Below are 18,785 nucleotides of genomic sequence, written 5' to 3'. Positions count from 1 at the left end.
ATTTTTATTGGTGAGAATATAGACACTTTAAATGGGTTCTAACACTCTCTCTGTTATTCCTAAGTAGAAATGTCCTACCTAATAACCAAATAGAAATGTCCTATACAGACACTTCCAAGTCAAGCACAGGATTCAGATTTCGTTCTTTGATTACTGTTTTCTGTGCACGTCTGCTCGGCATCTTTTGAGAACGATTGCGTTTGTTTTGCTGTTCTAATTCTTCGTGCTGTTGTTGAATATGATTGAGAACAGCACCTAAACGTTTATTCTCAACAACCTCTCGCTGGTTGAGCTGACTTAATTTATCGAAGATGCTGTAATTGATTTTTCTTCCTTGATGTTCAATGGCTACCGTGCCATCCGGGTATTCCAGAAACTCAAGATACTTGCCGATCAACCTTTTATTTTCTTCGGTATTTTCCAGTAAATATACGCATTTATCATAAGTAATCGTCAGGCTGTTCGTGACTCTGCGGGGTTCACGCCAGGTAAAAACATCATCTAATTCTTCGGCTGTTTCAGTGACAGTCCGGTGTAGATCCTTGGGATTAAAGGCCATATTGGCAAATTTACGATTAAATTGCTCGATAAAGCAGGGCAGCCAGGCATTCGCTTGCTCAATCGAACAGATGCCTTCCAGGCGCATTTCTTTAATCAGACGGTCCTGAAGCGTTCTATTCGCCCGTTCTACACGGCCTTTGGCTTGTGGTGAATTGGCGAAGATGATATCGATATTGAGGGTACTGAGTACGCGTCCAAACTGGGTAATCTTGGTGTCTTTCTTGCTGCTTTGATTCACCCTGAAGACTGAATGTTTATCACTGTAAAACGCCAACGGCTTACCATGCTGCTCAACATACAAACGTGTTGAAATCATATAGTCAAATGCTGATTCCGACTCACAGAAACGTAAATGCTGTAATTTTCCTGTGGCATCATCGATAAATACCAGCAGACAGCACTTAGCAGCGCGTCCTTCAAACCAGTCATGGTGTGAGCCATCGATTTGAATCAGTTCACCATAACAATCTCGGTTATAACGAGGCTGATACGGGCGTTTCAGGCGCTTGGCGCGAGGAATCCACAGATCGGCTGCAATCATCCAGGAACGCAGTGTTTCCACTGAAATATCGAATCCATGAACAGTGGTGAGCTTTTCATGCGCTAAAGTGGGTCCGAAACCATGCAGTTGATCCGAAACAATATTGAGGCACTTGAGTCTGAGCTCTTCAGGAAGCCTGGAATTGCTGATTTGGCCACGTGCAGCATGTGCTAATGCAGCTGGGCCTTGAGCTTTGTATTTTTGCAATAAACGTCTGATCTGACGTTCTGAAATATGAAGTAGCTGAGCAGCTTGGGACTGGGTTATGCGTTGATCACAGATTTCTTGCAAGACCGACAATCGTTTAAGTTCTTTATCCGACATAGACACCAACATATCAAACCGTCCGCTAAGAAAATTGCAAAAGTGCATATTCTAAAAGCGGACATTTTTACTTTGGAGAAACCGGACATTTCTATTTTGGAGTTACACTCTCGTTTCGTATAACAGCCATTATGTTAAATAGCTGTTGGGCTAGATGATTTTTATATAAGAAGTTATTTAACAAAAATTAATACATATGTTATTTAGTATATGAGATTATATGTGCCATCTTTTTTAAAGAAATTTAACCTAATGTTTTTTAATCAAAAATATTTTTTTCAAGCAAGCTTCATTACGATGGTTATCGGTTTTGGTATGAATTTAAATGCAAGTGAAGTCAGTCAAAATGAGAAAAATATTGAAAAAGTTGTTACCCAATCATTTAAGCCACTTATAGATGAGTATGGTGTAGCTGGTATGGCTATAGGCGTAATTTACAACGGTAAAAGTTATGAAAAATATTATGGTGTCCGATCTAAAGATACAAATGAAAGCGTAAATAGTCAGACACTTTTTGAGTTAGGTTCTTTAAGTAAAACTTTTACTGCTATTTCAGGAACATATGCCAATAATCAAGGTAAAATATCGTTCAACGATCATCCTAGTAAATACGTCCCTGCTTTAAAAAATTCAGAAATTGATAAGGTAAATTTATTAGAGTTATTAACTTATACAAGTGGCAATTTGCCATTACAATTTCCAGATAATATCAAAACTGATAAGCAAATATTAGAGTATTTCAAAAATTGGAAAGTAAAGAATCCTCCTGGTACTTATCGTGAATACTCAAATCCAAGTATAGGACTTTTTGGGTATCTAACTGCAAAATCGATGAATGTTCCTTTCTCTTCATTATTAGAGAAGACTGTTTTTCCTCAACTTAATTTGAAACATACATACGTCAATGTTCCAGAAGCACAAAAAACGAACTATGCTTTTGGTTATGATGAAAATAATAAGCCAATTCGAGTTAATCCTGGTCCATTGTCGGATGAAGCATATGGCGTTAAATCAACACTCCCAGATATGCTTAAGTTTGTAAATTCGAATCTTAATGTAGATACAAATAGCCCTGCTATGAAAAAAGCTATACTGGATACACACAAAGGATATTTTAAAGTTTCTGATAGCGGTATGACACAAGCACTTGGATGGGAAATGTTTTCTTATCCCACTACTTCTGAAATTCTACAGGCTAGTAATTCAAAACAAATCTTATTGGGCTCAAATCCTGTTGTAAAAGAATTATCGCAACCAAAATCTAAAGTTTTTCATAAAACAGGTTCGACTAATGGCTTTGGGGCGTATGTTTTATTTATTCCAGAAGAAGGATTTGGATTGGTTATGTTAATGAATAAAAAGATACCAAATGTAGATCGTATTAAGGCTTCATATAATGTTTTTGAGACATTGAAAGATAATTAACTTTCTCTAAAATTAACATAATACACCTTATACGAAATGCGTTATAATTCCACTTAGAAATCAATGCTGTAGTTTCTAGTTGATAGCCCACCTTCCCCAAGGTGGGCTTTTTTTGTGATTTTTCACGTTCCACGCTTAAAATTCGAACAGTGTTTCATGATTTTTATAAGTTAAACTAAATTTAGTTGCTAATCCCAATAAGCTATTCACTAACTTGTAAATATCGGTATACCGGGCACTGTTGCAAATAGAGATTTGAGTCGATGAAGTTCCTTTTTAAAAGTGCTTAGAGACCGAAAACCCTGTTGATTAGACACACTTCACCTTGAGGCTGACCATAATAAAATGACGATGCTTGTCCTTTACGTAGTGCACGCATGACTTCAATACCTTTAATTGTGGCATAAGCCGTCTTCATAGATTTGAATCCTAATGTGGCCCTGATGATCCGCTTTAACTTACCATGATCACATTCAATGACATTATTTTTATACTTAATCTGCCTGTGCTCAATATCTACTGGACATTTTCCTTCTCGCTTTAACCGTGATAAAGCATGGCCATAGGTCGCTGCTTTATCTGTATTGATGACCCGTGGAATTTGCCATTTTTTCACCGTATTGAAGATCTTTCCTAAAAAACAATAGGCTGATTTACTGTTCCGTCTAGCGGAAAGGTAAAAGTCAATCGTATGACCACGTTGATCAACTGCACGATACAGGTAAGTCCATCGCCCCTTCACTTTGATATAAGTCTCATCCATATGCCATGAATGTAAATCTGTAGGATTACGCCAATACCAGCGTAAGCGTTTTTCCATTTCTGGAGCATAACGCTGAACCCAACGATAAATTGTGGTGTGGTCAACATTCACACCTCGTTCAGCGAGCATTTCTTGAAGTTCACGATAGCTGATGCCATATTTACAATACCAACGAACAGCCCAAAGAATGATTTCACCTTGAAAGTGCCGACCATGGAAGGGATTCATCTGCTGTATCTCGAAATAAATAAGATATTTAGCTTATCATGTCAGCCTATTTGCAACAGTGCCAAACTATTTTAGTTGGGAAGGAATGCTAAAAATTGGAGATTGATACATCTCATCGTTTGTTTAAATATTTTTTGATTAAATTTTCCCTTTAAAAATTCTATTTTTTTTAATGTCTTAACTTGTATTTAATATAGGAGATCCCCATAACAACAAAAGCACTACAGGAATACAACAATATGGCGAATCCACAAAAACACTATGCTAAGTTCCACACAAATATTCGATTAGGTCGTTATGACGAAGAAAGTACATTACGTGAAAAACGTGACCTTTTGATTAGCACCTTAAAAGATGAACTCAAAAAGGATCCAAATGGTCCTCAATTTGTTGAATACTTTAATCAAGGTAGTTATGCCTTGGGCACAGGGATTAAGCCTAAGAATGGAGATTATGATATTGATGTAGGAGTTTTATTAGATTGTGACAAAGAGGAATATGGCTCAGTAGAAATTAAAAAAATTGTTAGAGATGCTTTAACTCATTCAAATAGAACTGTAACGATCAAACGACCTTGCGTAACTGTCACTTATCTCAAAAATGGTAGTCCCGATTATCATGTAGATCTGCCCATCTACGCTGAAGACGACAAAGGCAATATGTATCTAGCTCGAGGTAAGGAATTCTCCTCTGAAGACCTTAAGACTTGGGATATTTCAAATCCTACTGAACTTACCGATACAATTTTGGGAAAATTTGAAGATGATTCAGATTTACGTCATCAGTTTAGACGATGTACTCGCTACTTGAAACAATGGCGAAATGAGAAAGGTCTAGATTTTTTTAAGAGTATTGCTATCACTACAGCTGTATATGAGCATATAACAGCTGAAGATTATGAGAATGATAATAAGGTATTACTTTCTATAGTAAATAATGTATTAGATCAATTCACTACCTTTAGCATTGATCCAGAAAATAACGAGTATTACTTCAGACTCGTAATTAATTTACCTGCACATCAAGGTGTAGACTTACTCGAAAAATTGACCCGAAAACAAATGGAGCACTTAAAATCAAAACTTGAAGATTTAAAATCATCTTTAGAAGCTGTAAATGAGGAAACTGATACAGTAGAAGCTTGCAAAATTTTAAATAAAACTTTTGGAAGACAATTCCCTATCCCTGAAATACAAGAAGTGTCCGAACCAGTAGTACAAACTTATTACACTCAAGAAGGAAAATCTGCTTAGGAAAACTCAATGTTTTTTGATAACCCAAAGTTAGACAATATTGAAAAGCTATTAAGTGAACATGGAGCTCAAAATATCCATGTCACTTCTATTACTAAGGATTGGGTTAATCTAAAATTTGATTTTCTCATTAATACACAACAGGTTTGCCTTGGTCTAATTTTTCAAAATAGAGCTAATTGGACGATACCTCCCATTTTTAGAATATTGACACGACCAATGTCTGCCTTAGATCATGTGAGTCAAAGTGGGGAAATTTGTACTACGGATCATCAAGGTGAAAACTTTGAAGGCTATAGACATAAAGAACTTATTACTGAATTCTTTGAAAGGGCTATAGATATACTCAAGCAATCTTTTATTAATTTTCAATTAAACAACCGAGTAAGCTTGTATAACGAACTAGAAGGATATTTAGGCAGCACTCAAAATATAAATGAGGATGTAATATTACATTGCGACCCTACTTCTACATTTAATTTATATGGTTGGTTAAGAAAATCATCAAAAGGGAATCATCAAATATTAGAGCATATTGATGATGGCGATAGTTCTTACATAAACCACAACCAGCTCACAAAAGTAAAAATTCATAAGATATTATTAGAAGATGCTTCTGTTTTCCCCATACCAGATATAGGAGATTATTTTAATGAGGACTATTTTCTAAAAATTGTTAATACCCTCTCTAATGAGAACAAACGATCTTTGTTAAAACAAGGCAATCATTATGCCCTAGTGGGAATTCCAAATGAACATGGATTTGCTTATGTGATTTTTTATTATGCCATTTGGTATTCTTTCAAAGAAAAAGTATCCTTCAAAGGCTTTAAAGTCTCTTTAACACAAAGAGCGTGGATAGATTATTTATTAAATAGAACGGGGCAAGAGAAAAAAACAAGACATATAGCGATTATCGGATGTGGGGCTTTAGGCTCAAAGATTGCAGAGATATTAGCTCAAACAGGCGTAAATAAATTTTCTTTCATAGATCCAGAGCTTTTAAAAACAGATAATATTTATCGTCATTCTTTAGGTTTGCAGTATGTTAATACCTATAAATCTACTTCTTTAGCTAATAAGTTTTTAATAGAAAGGCCCGGATTAACTATTTTTCCATTCGTAAGCCATGGTGAAAGCTGGATAAAATCAAAAATTACTGAAGATATTGATACTATCATCATAGCAATTGGCCATACTCCTACTGAGATTTCTCTCGTAAAAACTATTTATGAAATAAGTGCAAACATTCAAGTAATAATAGGCTGGTTAGAACCTTATGATTTAGGTGGACATTTTATTTCTTTCAATAATAAACATGTAGGATGTTTAAACTGCTTATATTTTGATGAAAAATCAAATAAAAGTCTTACCCCTATGTATAAATATGTACAATCTGGACAGCTAATTGCTAAAAATATTACAGGGTGTGCTGGTGCATTTACCCCCTTCTCTTCTTTAAATTGCATGAAGCTAGCAAGCTATATTTCTGAATATGTCCTGAATCAACAATTAGGATTTGTTTCTATTTCTGGCGACAATCAGAATGCAAATAAAAATGGAATAATTACTACCCCTTTTTATAATTCAGTAAATAATTCAAATGGAATTAATATATTGAATTTAAAAGAAATTTATAAAGAAGTATGCCCATGTTGCAATACATAACTCAAGGGAGGATTAAATGTGACACACCTACAGGCCAAGTCTTTATTATTCAAGCAAATGTTTTAAAGAGTTTAAAGCAATTTATACAATTAGAATCAGATTCTCCAGAATCGGGTGGCATTCTAATTGGAAGAACTGATGTGGTTCCGTTAATTAGACCACTCAATCTAGTTTTATAAGTGATAAATCCGCTCTAAATATTTAAATTATGCTGCCATTACTTTTGGTAAATGTCGATCATAAAATTCATTTGGTGTTGCCTTATTCAAGCTTGAATGAGGACGTATCGTGTTATAAAAATCCAAATATTCAGCAATTGATTGTTTTGCTTGTTTAACCGTATCGTAAGCCTTCAAATAGACTTCCTCATGCTTCACACTGCGCCATAAACGCTCAATCATTACATTATCCATCCATCGTCCTTTCCCATCCATACTGATACGGATATTTCGCAATTTTAACTCATTCAAAAATGCCTCGCTTGTGAATTGACTGCCTTGGTCTGTATTAAACACCTCTGGACAACCATATTTCACAATTGCTTCTTGCAACGCATCTATGCAAAAGTCTGTTTCCATACTGATCGATACACGATGAGCCAGTACTTTACGACTATGCCAATCTATAATTGCACACAGATAGACAAAGCCTTTAGCCATAGGAATGTACGTGATATCTGTACACCAGACTTGATTAGAGTGATCGATGACCATGTTTTTCAACAGATATGGGAAAATACGGTGTGCAAGATTAGGCTTACTGGTATTGGGTTTTGGATACAAGGCATGTATTCCCATCAAGCGCATTAAACGTCGGACTTTACGCCGACCTATTTTATGTCCTTGACGCTGTAGCATATCTCGTATCATTCGACTGCCCATAAATGGGTAGTCGAGATGAATTTCATCGATTAGACGCATCAAACTCAAATCAGTTGATGAAATCTCTTTGGGCTTGTAATACAACGTACTGCGATTGATTTGAATCAATTGCGATTGTTGTCGTACCGAAAGTTGATGGGTCTTATCGATCATTTTTTGCCGCTCAGCTGCCCTATTTTTCTGAGCGCACCTTCTAAAAAATCAATTTGCAATGCCTGATGTCCTATCTTGGCATGTAGAGCTTTGAGGTCAATCTCAGGTTCTTGTTGTGCTGTTGGTCGTGAAAAAATATTGATTGATTGCTCAAGCAGTTGATTTTTCCAATCGATGATTTGGTTTTGATGTAAATCGAATTGAGTAGAAAGTTCAGCGAGTGTGTGGTCGCCTTTAATTGCTGCGAGAGCAACTTTAACTTTAAACTCTGCTGAATGATTACGACGTTTTCTTCGTGTCATGGTTGACTCCAAAAACAAGCATTTCCCATGCTTATTGGGGAGTAGATTATCACTTATAGGCGTGGTCTAAAATCCTAGAACCACATCAGAACAGACATAGAAACTAAAGCTAAAATCATTGAAAGCTTTACCTCTCCTATGGAAGGAGACTGTCAAACACGTATGTCTTTCTTTAGGTCAAAGTCCCACCAATATGCTTTAATACAAGCTTGGAACGAATCTAAAAAATTCTATAATTTTCAAGGCCTATGGCATACACATCCTGAAGATGTACCAACACCCTCTCCAACCGATTTAAGGGATATAGATACTGTTCTAAATGGCATTACCAATCTTAATGACCCAGTTTTATATTTAATAATCGGAAGAGTAAAAACTGGAATCTGGATTGGTAGAAAAAATTTTAAAATCAAACTGTTAGGTTATATTGAGTTAAATTGAAAATGCAACTAGACCCATCCCTAAGTTTACAGACTTCTTTATCAGCAATAGATGATTTATCAAATGCAAATAAATATATAGAAGAAATTTTAAAGCATATTTGTATAGATTCATTAGGTGTATTAGTTGATGAAGAACGTAAAAATATAATTTTTGTCTTATTGAAAAATAAAAGCCCTGAAAGTTTTTTCCGTATAATTCTCAATTATGATGATACTTTAACTTTTGTCCGAAGATTGCTTGCCAAAAAAATTTCCATTTATGCACGCTTTCTTCAAGGTCACATAATTGATGCCCACACTCTACATGATTTTGAAAAGTTAAAAGAAACATGGAATTTAACCTCCTCTCAAGAGAGCGAAGTTAAAGATGTAGATTTTGTTCCTAGAAAGATTCCTAAACAAAAACCAAACCCTGTAAACCAATTAGAATATTTCATAAAAAGAATTTTTGATTTTGAGCATCTTACAGGTAGGGGTAACGATTTATCTGAAAAAGATAAAAACCAGATTTATCTCTCAAGTCATGGCCGATGTATGTTTAAAGGATGTGGTGCAAAATTAAACATAGATGAAATAACTGGATTTGAAGGTACATATGGCGTTTTAGCTCATAATGTTGCAGCATCAGAAAATTCTACTCGCGGTATCCCCTTCTTCTCATATCAACTATCAGATGATCCAACGAATATTTTATTATTATGTGAAAAACATCATAGGTTAATTGATAAAGTTGCTGGCGCAGAATATACAGCTTCAAGACTCTCGCAAATGAGAAGTAATTTCACAGCACAATGCGAAGATTTATTAGATTCTTTAAGCTTTACTCCTATGCCAGTGTATTTATTTTTCTGGCCCGTGAATCGCAATATTCCTCAGTCTCCTTCACGACGTGATATTGCAAGCTGCCTTCTCCCATTAAAATCTATTTTGCATAAAGATAAGACACTAATTCATGAACCATTACCAGCTCATTTAAGAGCTTCAGCTGATGAGTTCTATAAAAAGTATTTTTTAGAAGAATTTGAAGTTCAAACAGAACAATTACTTAGGGAAACTAAATTTGATGATAAGAGAGTAGCTATTTTTGGCTTCGGCCCTATGCCATGCCTAATAGCATTAGGAAGTAAATTAGGAAATAAAGGGAAATTTATACCTATGCTTATGTATAGGGATGGAAGTTGTTGGATGTGGCCTGATCTTATATGTACAACCAAAGCGTATGAAATTAATAATTTCAGTGAAATAGAAGATTGTACTGAAATTACTATTAGATTGAATCTCACTGCTGATCCAGAAACCTCTAAAAATAAGGCTGTTGAATTAGGACATCCGGTAATTAATATTACTGCTAAACCAGAATATATGGGGAATGGAGCAATAAGAAATCCTGAACGAGGACTAAGTTTCATGCAAGATATTCATGCGTTATTTCATAGTCTAACAGATAAAGGAATTACCAAAATTCATGTCTTACCATGTGCATCCAATGCTGCTTGTATATGGTTTGGACAAGCATTTGATCTGCATCATCCTGAAATGGTTATTTATGATTACTTAAATAATTCAATGGTTCCAAGACTTCAAATTCGAAATAATGGAAGCAAGAATGAAATCGCTGTAATTTAAACAGTATATTTGATAGTACTTTCATACCATTAGATTTAAATATGACATTAGTAAATGGAGTTTAGCTCTAATGGGGCTTTGTTGCATAAATATCTAAGACTATGATTTTGTTTAATTTATTTTTGGATTAAAATTTAAACAAATCCTTAAAAATCAGTATCTTGAAGAATGTTTATACAACAAAGCCGTTTTAAACTAAAAAATGTTTGTAATACTATTTTATTTAAATCACTCTGCGATCTAGGTATTAAATTTAAGACTTTCCATGGTTTTAAATAATCTTGCAGATTTTTTTGTGGTTCGAGAATATTTAAATCTTTATTAATATCAAAATTTGAGGGAATTCCATTTGTATTTTTTGCTAATAATTCCTTAACTAAATTTGTTGGAATAGCTCCATTTAAATGAACGTGTAAATCACCCTTAGGAAGATTCACTATCATATCTTCATTAATTTTTTGTAGTGCAGACATAAGTGTAGAAATTAATATAGCTGATTGAATTTTATCATAAAATCTATTTCCAAGTTATTTATTTTTAAATTTTTCTATTTCAATTCTGAATGGCTTTGTTGCACAAACCTATCTGTAAAGGGTTTTTCAGCGATATAATTTTCAAATGAAGAAGCCTACACACAAAATCTACCGCACAACCAATTGGCCCGCATATAACCGAGCACTCATGAGTCGAGGAAATATTGCCATTTGGTTTGATCCTGCTACGCAATGATATGCTCCATCAAAAGGCAAACAAGGGCGAAATCAAATCTACTCCGACGCAGCCATCCAATGCTGCTTAATGATTAAATCCTTATTCCGTCTGTCTTTACGTATGGTCACTGGCTTTGTGCAAAGTCTGATTAAACTTTGCGGATTAAATTGGATAGCTCCAGATTACACCACGCTTTGTAGAAGACAAAAGCATATTGATATTGTAATCAGTTACCAAAAAAGTAGCGATGGGCTGCATCTACTCATGGACTCTACAGGCATGAAGTTTCTAGGTGAGGGCGAATGGAAACGCAAGAAACATGGACCTGAATATCGTCGCCAATGGCGTAAACTTCATATTGGTATAGATGCTAAAACCCTACAAATACGAGCAGTTCAGCTTACAACCAATAATGTCAGTGATTCACAGGTGCTTGGTGATTTACTTAATCAGATTCCACAAGATGAGCGGATTGACTCTGTTTATACCGATGGGGCTTATGACACCAAGCAATGCCGTCAGGTCATTGCAGATCGGCAAGCGCATGCGGTGATTCCACCTAGAAAAAATGGAAAGATACAAAGAGTAGCTCGCTAGAGCGAAATGAATTACTTCGAACAATTAAACGTTTAGGCAGGACACTATGGAAAAAATGGTCAGGCTATCATCGGCGAAGTTTGGTTGAAACTAAGATGCATTGCATCAAATTATTAGGAGATAAACTCAGTGCAAGGAGTTTTGATAGCCAAGTGAATGAGATCCATGCACGTGTAGCAGTCCTTAACAGATTTACGGAATTAGGTCGACCACTTACCCAAGTTACGCCTTAAATTTGGCTCAATTAGGGGCGCTTTGCATTTCAAATCTTTGTGCAACAAAGCCACTTCAAAGTAGAAATGTCTGGTCTGGATTGTTGCCACTCTAATTTGAGTTTAAAAAAGCTAGCAAATCTGCTAGCTTTTTAAGATGATTATTCTATTTTTTAGAATTTAATAAACCAAAGAAGTTCTCTCCATCGTTCTCTAAGTCTTCAAAAAACTTATAAAACGATTGGGCAATAGCCTTATTTTTGACAATAATACCCACAGGCACTGTTGTTAAAATATTTGTGGATGAATCACTAACGTGAATAATCAAAACACAAAAAGAGTCTTTCATAACCAAAAGCTCAAAATTACCGTCAAAAACTACACTACTTTCCTTAAACGTTAGAAAGTGCTTGGCTCCTGCCTCAGCTGTGATTAGTTTTTTATAACTTGCGATTGATTGTTTATCATTTCTGTATGCCACTGGTAAGAAGCATTTAAAGTTTTTGGTAATTGTGGTTGTCGATAAACGATCAATAAAATCACTAAATCTATCTGACTTACCCCAAAATTCATCTGATGGAGCTAACCAATACAGCTGTTTATCATCATTATTCTGGTCTTGATATTGTTTGATTGTTTTGAAAAACAGGTCTGAATTTTCCTTAGAATATATTGGCCCGATAAAGTATTCATTGGATTTGTGTTCTAGCTTAAATAAGCGATCTAAATTAAGCTTATTCTCGCTAAAAATAGATTCAACTGAAAAAGTATCCTCCATATCTAATTCATGGAGTACCTTTAGAATATCCTCAATATTTTGTGGCTTCTTAGCTGATCTAAGAGCAGCGTAAAGAGAATCTTCGATTTTGTTAAGATTTTCCATGTGATTAAAATCACTAATCTCTGTAGGTGTATAATTCTCATCAAGCGTCAATGGTAATGTAAAACGACGAGAATGGTCTCGCAATTTTTCCACTTGGCTCATTTTATACAGTTGCAGCTTCTTTTCATCCACTGATGGATTCAACTTAACTAATCCTTGGCTGAAATAAAATCGAAAATTTTTCTGAAACTCCTTACTAACCAAAGACTCACCATTTGAAAGGTATTGGTTAGAAGCATCTAATTTAATTGAATTTGCCCCATTGTCAGATGCGTTGGGATTAACTGGCTCAGGATTCAAGCCAATCATCTCAAAACTCATCTTTTGAATATTGTCCTCAATCTTATTTACATAAGGAATTGCACAAACATCCGAGAATGCTTTCTCAAGTCGCTGAGTCAGAGCAAATCGATCATCTTCAAGATGTTTTATCTGCATTTGTTTTAATAATTTAGTTAATAGCACATCTGTTTCATGATTAGATAACCCTAAGAACCGCGCTATTTTTTCAGCAGAAAGTGGTGCAATTACCAATAGGCGCAATACCATAGAATCAATAAAATCTAAGGTATCTGTTGTGGTATAGCTAAATGCCACATTGAATAGTTGTGATGGCAATGTAACATCTACGTCATGATAGCTTCTTAGTGAATTTTCCATGAGTTATACCCCTGCCTTTCTATATTTTTTTGATCTATTTTTATTAATGTGCGGATTGTTTTGTACTATTTTGACAATGGCGCGTTTTGAAATATATCGATATTCTAAAGTCTGATTTTCACGGCACTTGATGTAATTTAATACGCGTCCTAAAGGTAAGTTACTGTTGACTCCTTGCCACATTTCTGACGCACCAAAGATTACAAGACGATCCATTGCGCGAGATAAAGCCACGTTCACACGATTTGGTGACTTCAAAAATGCAGGAAACTTAGTTGGATCATTTCGCGTAACTGAGAGAATGATGATCTTATTCTGTTTACCTTGATAACTATCCACCGTATCAATACGCACAATTGATCTCAATGCATCTGACACTTCACACAAAGAGAAGGCTTTTCTTAACCGGTTTTTTTGCTCAGCATAGGTACAAATTACACCAATAGCAGGCTCTTTAAGGGAATCAGGCTCTGGCACTAATTTATTTAACAAGAGTTTGTCTTGGTCAATCCGCTGAAGAAAATCGATAATTTCATTAATTTCATGTGGGTTATAAATACTACTACCTTTCTCCATTTTGAAATGCTCAGCATTCCCAGTATCCACCCAAGTAACTGTTGAATTCAATTCTATTACGATGTCGGATGCATAGTTATCAGGCACAATCCGCTTTAACTTAATTTCTTTCAGCTCTTCATCACTTAAACCACGAGAATCGACAACTTCAGTTTCAAGTTTTCCTTCATAAAAACAGTCTGAAACTAATTCGCCGATGCTCGGACTCATTCGGTACTGTGACAAGAGTTCTGAACTAGCCTTTAGTCCATAATGTGAATTAAAGATACGGCCAAAGTCGCTTTGTAATTTATCTTCCAAATCATCATCTGATATCTTAAGTTGCTTAGCTAAAGCCTTTATATGATCGCTCGAATATAGTGGAGGAAGTTGGTCTTGATCCCCAACTAATAAAATACGTGCACCTGACTGCATTGCAATTGCCAATTCTGAAGCGATTGAACGTGCTGCTTCATCAATAATCACCCAATCAAATACGTGATTGGCGATTCCAATACTTTGTTGGCCAACACCAACGCATGTGCCACAGACTAATTGCCTTGTTTTGACCAGAAAACTTTCATAATTAGCATTTTGGCTTTCAATTAATGGTTCATAATCTAGGGCAATATTGATCAAGGCTTTCGCTTTAAGTCCTTCCTCATTAGATACCCCGTAGTATTGATTAAGTGCTGCGAACGTAATCATGTCGATCTTATTTAACTGGTTTAATACTGTTATCTCTTTATCATTGATACAGTCTTCCAGTTGATCCCAAAAGTCTTGATTTCCGTCAAACATGCTCTTCAGCTTATGCATTGCTGATTTGAAAGCCTGGGTATACTCTTCTAATGAGAAACTAAACTTTTGATCAAGATCATCTTGGTCGATTGACTGATACGCAGATTTAAGACTATTTAAAATAGTGACTCTGATTTCATAAAGATCGCTCAAGTATTCAGCTTCAAGTGATAAATCTTTTGCAAGCTCAAGCACTCTTTCTTTAATATTAGACTTAAACAGCTCTATCTGGCTCGTAATAATTGAGCCTGTATAGACATCTTTTAATTCAGGAGACACAGCACTCTCTTTATTGCTTATTCGAGCAATACTTAATGGTGTGTCATACTCTGTGCATAGCTGACGTATACGCTCAACACTTGTATTTACAGCTTCGTGCGACTGACTAACAATTAAGATGTTAGATACATTTTGTTTATCATAGAGATAGTGAGCCAGTATAGAGATAAATTCAGTTTTGCCGGTTCCTGGTGGTCCCTTTAATAGTGATACAGGTCCATACTTAAGCACATTACGGAACGCTTTACGTTGTAATGGATTGAGGGCTTTAACCAATTCCCCATTTTTGTATTTGTTATAGTGATCTAGATCTTCATCAGGCACTTCAATCTCATAATCTTTTGCTTCAATCACTAATGATGGTTCAAAGTAATCTACGAGATTTTCAATGACAGCCTTATTACTCAGAATATTTGTCAGAGCATCTGCACGTTTCCGATTAGATGACTTATCTGCCTTGCTTTGTAGAAACAGTGTTGCTTCTTCAGGAACTTCATTTGTTTTTTTACAAAAATCGATCCACAATTCTCCGACTTTTGATTGCGCAATATTCACCGTACCTATGCAGAAAGTGTAATCACCTCCCGCCCCAGTTTCTTTAGTGCACATTACATCGACTTTATCGGTCTTTGAAAATTTAGCTGAAACATCTTCTGCAGAGTCATAGTATGCAATAGCACTCTTTGAATCTTTAAAATGTTTGCTCGAAACTATCTTTAACGGCTCAGACAGAGTGATTGTAGGATGTGCATGACGCTCAGTCGCCATGACTTTTTTCCACAACTCTTTCGTTTCAATATCAATTAAGTGGCTATGTGTAGGCAGATGACTCATTGGCTGTGCCATAAGCTCATCAGTAGCTATAACATCGCCTATCTCTTCTTGTAATGCTTTTTGTTCACGCAGAGCCCGTAATGTTTCCTCTTTCTCTTGAGTCCTTTTGAGCTGTGCTTGCTTAAACTGTTCAATAGCATCCTTAAAGTTTTGATCTTTTGCTAAGAAGTCATTTAACTCTACAATGTTGTCACGCTTACTCATCCCAGATATCGGGTGGACTTCAATGCTAACATCAATAGTCAGATCTGCATCCCTACTAGCCTTCCACCACAGGTCTTGTTTTTTGACAAAATCAAGGAAACTTAATTGATTTTCATGGGGCTTATAAAACCCTTTTAACATGCCATTGATTCCGCTAAGTGTAAATCGAAAATCCCCCTCACTTGCTGCCTCAAGTTGGATATAAACTTTGCCGTTTTCGGGATAAATCGTAAAGGGCGTCTCAACCTTACTTGTATAAATACTAATCTGAGGAGCTTCTTTTACAATAGCACCCTTACATTCAAATGCCTCTATAAAGCGAGAATTATCAATATAGCGTACACTTGGATCTTCCATTCCTTCTATGCTCAAGGCTGTATTTAGCCAGGATAAAGTAGGATCCATTGAAGCCACATCATCCACAGCCAAGTCTATATCGTATAGATCTGCGATTAATTTCAATGCAGTAAAGTTGTCACACTGAATGACTGTTGGATCTTCAATATCAGATGGGAAATAAGCATTAGAAGAATCAGGTTGTGGTACTTCAGGATGGAAGCAATCATTAAAACTAACTTTCAAGTTTGTTTTATCTACTAGAATCTTTTCATCATCCAAGTTTCCATGTTGAAAGCCATGCTCATGAAATTTTTTCAGAGAATGCAATAACTGAAGTGAAAGTTCATTTTTTTCATCCTCAGTTAAGCCCTCAATAACCGTTGACCAAGCTTCACCCTTTACCATTTCAGTTACTAGATACACACATGCTGTGCTAGTTGATAAACCAAAATCAATAATCTTAGGAAGGTATGGCAAATTGAGAGCCTGCGTCATTTTAAGTTCTTCAAAGAATCGCTTAAAACAACTCTTTTGATAAGTTGTCATTGCAGATGCAACTTTACCCATCCATGTTTTGACTAACATGTTGCCTGATGCATAGAGTGTAAAATTTTGGTTAGCATCAATAGGCGCGCCAAATATCGGGTAACTGATATAGGTATTTGTCTGATTTAAATATGGATTCAGTACATCTGCATCAAGTTCATAACTAACTTGTTCAGCAGGTTTTTGAGCTAAGAAATCTTGGAATACTGCACATGCATTATCATATTTCCCTGTCAAAGCTCGTGTTAAAATACGCTCTAACCAGTGGTTCTGATCTCGCTCCTCAAGACTAAATTTTTTCAATGAACGTGGGCTCAGTCGAGCATTCTTCCAAATATGAAGGATTAACTGCCCTAACCAATACACATCCTTTTGTGCAGCTGTCAGCGCAAGATTCGGAAGATGAGCTGTTGTATTCAAAAATGGGAGTTCGTTAGCCAGTTCAGGGTCAATTTTCGAGGGCTGTGTTTGATCATTTGCTGCCGAAAAATTGGATAGCAATATCTCCTTTTTATAAGAGATCCACACACTATGATCACCCACATCACCATGAGTAATTCCCATTTGATGTAGGTGATTAAATTTACCAAGCAAAATCTGGAATAAATCCAATTTCTCAGATTCAGACATTTTCTCAGCATAAGCGCCGATGAATTCGTTGACTCGATAGCTGTTCTCAGGCAACTCATACAACTCATTATATTTTGATGTCATGTCATCAAGACTTGGGTTTGTAATCGGGTGCAAACAACTTTGATAAAGATCAGGCTTTTCTGTTTTAATTTTTTGGAAAACCCGGCGCTCATTGCAGATCAAGTTGAATCGATGTTGAGGCTGACTCATTCTTGAGTTACTCAACTTGAATTCATTAAAATCCCAACAACGCATTAAAGATTTTTCACCAACGATGGTCAATGAATGCGCTTTATACTCGCTATAAATCTTTTTAGGATGCGGTAAGATCAAGTCACCTCGTTCATGATTATTAATAATCAAAGAGCGTGGTTGAATTTGGTCAGGCGCAAAAATTTCATCAATAATGGCGTGATATTCTTTTTTAATATCATATATGCGACCATCACGTTCCAGATGCTTGCGGAACATATTATTAAAATTCTTCTGTTGAGCTAATTGTATAAACTCATCTATCGAAAGAATGTGCTCTAAATCTTCTGGAGGCAGGCGCGAATAATCTGCTTTACCACACATGACAACAAAGTGAGAAACACTTTGGTAATGAAATGTAATGCCCTTAGCTTTCTTTTCTGAAACTTTATCCTTTAGTTTATTAACTATAATTTGCATTTTTTTTACATTTTTAGCTACAGGGCATGAATCTTGCTCTTTATTACCTACGTACCATTTTCCTGCAACTTTTGTAATTTCCTTACCGTTCCAGTCCTTGAATTCAATGACCAAAATGTTTGCATGAGTAATAATTAGGAGATCATATTCAAATTTCTCAGAACTACCTTTCGCTACTGCTTTTTTTCCATTTTTATGCATAAATTCAAAACCAGCATATGCTCGCCAGTTTTTAGTTTTTTCGCCACGATCAAAGACCTTTTTAATCTTATCAATTGCTTTGAGTTCGTGCTCGTATATACCTGTCTCTGGATATGTAACTTTCATATTAAAAGATTCTTTATTTAAAATGTCTTGCTTTTGCACATACAACAAATAAGCGTCAAAAATGATGCTAAATTTTTATTAACATAAAGTAATGCTATATGTACGGTGTCTTTTAGAAAAAATACTTAGCGTAAGAATTTAGTTTTTTCAGGTTGATGGTTAGTTTGGCCAAATAAGCCCTCCGAAGGTTTTTTATATTCAGTTTAGGATTGTATTTAAAATAAAGTCTGCCAAATATTTTGGTGTAAAACCTGAGTCTTCTAGCACGATCATCATTTAGATGATCTAACTCAATCATTCGTTTAAGCAAAACGTATTTCACTTAACGGTTCATAATGTGACTTATATTACATTTAATTTTTGA

General features: G+C 35.5%; 11 protein-coding genes and 1 pseudogene. 6 read left to right on the top strand and 6 right to left on the bottom strand.

What is annotated here, in order from left to right:
* Positions 1-100 precede the first annotated feature (100 nt).
* Positions 101-1,426: an ISNCY family transposase gene (locus DJ533_RS01855; protein WP_020846983.1), complete on the bottom strand. Its 1,326-nt coding sequence runs from the start codon at positions 1,424-1,426 to the stop codon at positions 101-103.
* 252 nt (positions 1,427-1,678) lie between these two features.
* Between DJ533_RS01855 and blaMCA the strand changes: the two genes are divergently transcribed.
* Complete coding sequence (gene blaMCA, locus DJ533_RS01845; RefSeq protein WP_079863305.1) at positions 1,679-2,851, top strand: MCA family class C beta-lactamase; 1,173 nt, start codon at positions 1,679-1,681, stop codon at positions 2,849-2,851.
* Between the two features lie 286 nt (positions 2,852-3,137).
* Here blaMCA and DJ533_RS01835 read toward each other — a convergent pair whose 3' ends face one another.
* A complete protein-coding gene (locus DJ533_RS01835) occupies positions 3,138-3,842 on the bottom strand; it encodes an IS6-like element IS1008 family transposase (RefSeq protein ID WP_001067790.1) in 705 nt (234 codons plus the stop codon).
* 239 nt (positions 3,843-4,081) lie between these two features.
* On the opposite strand from DJ533_RS01835, the gene DJ533_RS01830 reads away from it, so the two are divergent.
* Together DJ533_RS01830 and DJ533_RS01825 are read left to right on the top strand one after the other, a co-directional pair.
* Positions 4,082-5,095 (top strand): nucleotidyltransferase domain-containing protein, encoded by a 1,014-nt coding sequence (locus tag DJ533_RS01830; RefSeq protein WP_005006358.1) that lies wholly within the window; start codon positions 4,082-4,084, stop codon positions 5,093-5,095.
* 9 nt (positions 5,096-5,104) lie between these two features.
* Positions 5,105-6,763 (top strand): ThiF family adenylyltransferase, encoded by a 1,659-nt coding sequence (locus DJ533_RS01825; protein WP_005006360.1) that lies wholly within the window; start codon positions 5,105-5,107, stop codon positions 6,761-6,763.
* Between the two features lie 206 nt (positions 6,764-6,969).
* Here DJ533_RS01825 and DJ533_RS01815 read toward each other — a convergent pair.
* Positions 6,970-8,099 (bottom strand): IS3 family transposase gene (locus DJ533_RS01815; protein WP_089024817.1). Its coding sequence is split into 2 segments (ribosomal slippage): positions 6,970-7,847 and positions 7,847-8,099, totalling 1,131 coding nucleotides; the frame shifts between segments, so codons are not numbered across the junction.
* A 138-nt stretch (positions 8,100-8,237) separates the two neighbouring features.
* Between DJ533_RS01815 and DJ533_RS01810 the strand changes: the two genes are divergently transcribed.
* Positions 8,238-8,540, top strand: coding sequence for a Mov34/MPN/PAD-1 family protein (locus DJ533_RS01810; RefSeq protein WP_323809360.1), 303 nt, complete (start codon positions 8,238-8,240; stop codon positions 8,538-8,540).
* A 2-nt stretch (positions 8,541-8,542) separates the two neighbouring features.
* Positions 8,543-10,168, top strand: a complete 1,626-nt coding sequence (locus DJ533_RS01805) for an SAVED domain-containing protein (protein ID WP_005006366.1) — start codon at positions 8,543-8,545, stop codon at positions 10,166-10,168.
* A 146-nt stretch (positions 10,169-10,314) separates the two neighbouring features.
* Here the strand turns inward: DJ533_RS01805 and DJ533_RS01800 are convergent, their stop codons facing one another.
* Positions 10,315-10,641 carry a hypothetical protein gene (locus DJ533_RS01800; RefSeq protein ID WP_005028412.1) on the bottom strand — a complete coding sequence of 109 codons (327 nt, stop codon included), beginning with the start codon at positions 10,639-10,641 and terminating at the stop codon, positions 10,315-10,317.
* Between the two features lie 145 nt (positions 10,642-10,786).
* Here DJ533_RS01800 and DJ533_RS01795 point away from each other — a divergent pair.
* A pseudogene (locus DJ533_RS01795) lies at positions 10,787-11,709 on the top strand (IS5 family transposase).
* Between the two features lie 145 nt (positions 11,710-11,854).
* Here the strand turns inward: DJ533_RS01795 and DJ533_RS01790 are convergent.
* Together DJ533_RS01790 and DJ533_RS01785 are read right to left on the bottom strand one after the other, a co-directional pair.
* Positions 11,855-13,231, bottom strand: coding sequence for a hypothetical protein (locus tag DJ533_RS01790; RefSeq protein ID WP_005005738.1), 1,377 nt, complete (start codon positions 13,229-13,231; stop codon positions 11,855-11,857).
* A 3-nt stretch (positions 13,232-13,234) separates the two neighbouring features.
* Positions 13,235-18,460, bottom strand: coding sequence for an AAA domain-containing protein (locus DJ533_RS01785; protein ID WP_005005740.1), 5,226 nt, complete (start codon positions 18,458-18,460; stop codon positions 13,235-13,237).
* Between the last annotated feature and the right edge of the window lie 325 nt (positions 18,461-18,785).

This window comes from Acinetobacter defluvii (assembly GCF_001704615.3).
GTDB lineage: Bacteria > Pseudomonadota > Gammaproteobacteria > Pseudomonadales > Moraxellaceae > Acinetobacter > Acinetobacter defluvii.
The sequence above is the reverse complement of the archived record's forward strand: the minus strand, read 5'-3'. Positions and strand labels throughout refer to the sequence as shown.